The organism is Enterococcus camelliae (assembly GCF_042685105.1).
Classification (GTDB): Bacteria; Bacillota; Bacilli; order Lactobacillales; family Enterococcaceae; genus Enterococcus_G; species Enterococcus_G camelliae.
In genome coordinates, this window is the sequence record NZ_JBHUMO010000050.1 from 1 (window position 1) to 2,811 (window position 2,811).

The 2,811-nt window shown below is 37.3% G+C and carries 2 protein-coding genes and 1 pseudogene; 1 reads left to right on the forward strand and 2 read right to left on the reverse strand.

The genetic code is table 11. The features are described from left to right. Nucleotides 1-95: 95 nt before the first annotated feature. Nucleotides 96-1,058 (forward strand): annotated as a pseudogene (locus ACFSR0_RS08370) (IS3 family transposase); the annotation flags it as partial. 575 nt (nt 1,059-1,633) lie between these two features. Here the strand turns inward: ACFSR0_RS08370 and ACFSR0_RS08375 are convergent. Both ACFSR0_RS08375 and ACFSR0_RS08380 read right to left on the reverse strand, forming a co-directional pair. Further along, nucleotides 1,634-1,900 carry a hypothetical protein gene (locus tag ACFSR0_RS08375; protein WP_379981787.1) on the reverse strand — a complete coding sequence of 89 codons (267 nt, stop codon included), beginning with the start codon at nt 1,898-1,900 and terminating at the stop codon, nt 1,634-1,636. A gap of 303 nt (nt 1,901-2,203) precedes the next feature. Further along, on the reverse strand, nt 2,204-2,461 hold the full coding sequence (locus ACFSR0_RS08380; RefSeq protein ID WP_379981789.1) for a hypothetical protein: 258 nt from the start codon (nt 2,459-2,461) through the stop codon (nt 2,204-2,206). Nucleotides 2,462-2,811: the final 350 nt, after the last annotated feature.

Below are 2,811 nucleotides of genomic sequence, written 5' to 3' on the forward strand. Positions count from 1 at the left end.
TGCACGATTTATGCCAGTAACCTGAAAAAACTCATGCACCTATTATATCAAAAGTGAGAGGAAAATGTTGTTATATCAAGGAAACATTACTGTTCAGGAGACATCAATTACAAATCGAAAAAGCATTGCTAGAGGGAGCTGCTGAACTGCTAAAAAAAGAAAAAAGCATCAATCTTCTTTATCTATCAAATCAAGAAAAAACGATATTGATTGATGCTCAACGAAATCGATTCACGTTGAAGGAGCTGCTTCAACAACTTAAGTTGTCTAAAAGTAGCTATTTTTATCAAAAAAAGGCACTTGAGAAACCAGATAAATATGTTGAAGAACGTCAATTGATCATGACTATTTTCAACAGTAACTTCTGTGCTTATGGTTACCGCAGAATTCACCAAGCTTTAAAAAATATGGGGAAAAGCCTGTCTGAAAAAGTCATACGTAGATGAATGCTTGAGGAAAATTTGATGATTAAATTTTCTAAGCGAAAAAAATACTCTTCATATGTTGGAGAAATTACTCCTGCACAACCAAATCTTTTGAATCGTCATTTCAAAGCAGAAAAACCAAATGAAAAATGGTTAACAGATATTACTGAGTTTAAAATTCCCGCAGGAAAAGTTTATTTATCCCCACTTGTTGATTGTTATGATGGAGCTATTATTAGCTGGACCATTGGAACAAAGCCTGATTCAGAATTAGTGAATACTATGCTAGATACTGGGATAGCTACTTTGCAAGATCAAGAGCATCCGATTATTCATTCGGATCGTGGTGCTCACTATCGATGGCCAGGTTGGATTGAACGAATGAACAAGGCAAACTTGCCTCGTTCTATGTCTAAAAAGGGGTGCTCGCCAGATAACTCAGCGTGTGAAGGTTTCTTTGGACGTTTAAAGAATGAAGTGTTTTATCAACGTGACTGGAAAAACACAACAATCAATCAGTTTATCAATCAGGTAGATGACTATATCCATTGGTACAATAATCAACGAATTAAGTTATCTTTAGGAGGATTAAGTCCTCTTCAATATCGGAAGAAACAAGGATTTATTTGTTAAAAGGGGTCCAGAAAAACATCCGCACCCCCTTTTATGTATAAAAGCCTTGCAAAATACAACGCCTGTTCTAGTTGAGGACAACCCGTTATCGAAAGGTGTTAAGCTACCTGTTTATCGATGATGAACTGTTCTGACATCATGAGGAGTTTGATCCACTTTTGAGGCATATCATCAAAGAACTCAAGCTCTGGCAAAACGACCGGCACTCGCTTTTTCTCAAGCTTTGAATAAGGCCGTAAAAAGTTGAAGAACGTCGTAAACAGTGTGACATGCGTAATTGGTCCAGACTCTGAATTGAACCCTCCAAGAGGTTTGTAGTTTGCTTTGAAAGTGCGGTTTAAGCGTTCGATTATTTGCTTTAAGGGTCGATATTCTTTAGGAACTTCGTCTTCATTGGTTAAGCCAATTACTTGGATGACCTCAAATTTGATGTCGTTCTGAGCGAAAAACGCTTCGGCTAATTTGTAGATAGGATTACCGTCTACGATTAGCTTTAGTTTGTCAGGAATGCGCTCAAAACGGCGGACAACATCATGAATGGCTTTAATGGCTGTCTCAGTATCACGATGGCGGTTCTATCGATGAGAGAGGATAATCTTCTTCTCGGCATCAAAAAAGAAGTAGATATAATTCCATTTACCTTGAACTCGAATATAGGTTTCGTCACCACAGAAGTGGTCGGACAATTCGTAGGGATAATAGTCCGTCATGGGGCGTACTAAGTGAGCAACAGAACGGGCATAACTTCTTACGGATTGACCAGATATTTTTACCTGATGAATATCATACATTAGAGCAACCGTCTTTTCGCCAGACATCTCGTAATTCACGTGATAGGTCAAAATGAGGCCCAGCACACGGGGCGAGCAATTGATATTCTTCAATTGAACGACGGTTTTATAATCGGGTGTATCCTCTAGCTCAGACAGAGTAAGTTCGAATTTACGATAAATTTAATGCATTTTAAAACGATTCTTGTTTTTTTGAAAAGCTTTTCGTTCTTTTTTTGACAGTCCTTTGAGGCGTTTTTGATAGAACGGACAAGATAGACTACGACATTTGTGAATACTGAAACCCTTGCGTTGTTTGAGTTTCACAAGGGTATCCTCACAATGAGGACACTTTAAACGAACTTCTTTTAAGAATCAATTTTTGTAATTAAACAAGTTATGACAGATTTTACACTGGTATTGATTGTCTTGTGCACGACCATTATTGAGGTAGAGATAATCAGATGGTGCTTGGCAACAGGAGCAATGAATCGCGGGATCGATTGTCTGGGATTCGTTGCGACGCTTCACAGGTTTGATGGCTTTTCCGTTCTTAGTCAAGTGCTCCTGCATGAGTAATTTATAGTCTAATTTCTCAGAAGTAACCACTTTGGGAAGTTCATCAACGGTCATTTTTTAGTAGCCTAAGTCAGCAATATCAGTGATTTTAAGGCTTTTAGAGTTTGCATAAATAGAAGTCAATTGATATACAAGAGCAAAAATAATTTTCCGTTGGTTATTGATAGTTTCGGTTAATTCAGAATATAATGAAGTTGACATTTGTATCTTCCTTTCACAGTTTTGTGGGATGTTGTCTTCAACTTCATTCTATCAAATTGAGGGGGTACAAGTGTCTTTTTGTATCTAACTATTGATCTATTGTATTTTGCAAGGCTTTTATACATAAAATTGCAGAGAAAAACTACACAGCGCTGCATCCTGAAATGATTCTTTGATTAGTTTGATTTTGATAGAGCATTTTT

Bases quoted from the DNA above. Each gene is read 5' to 3' on its own strand.
- ACFSR0_RS08380 (WP_379981789.1), bottom strand. From the start codon at position 2,461: ATGACCGTTGATGAACTTCCCAAAGTGGTTACTTCTGAGAAATTAGAC.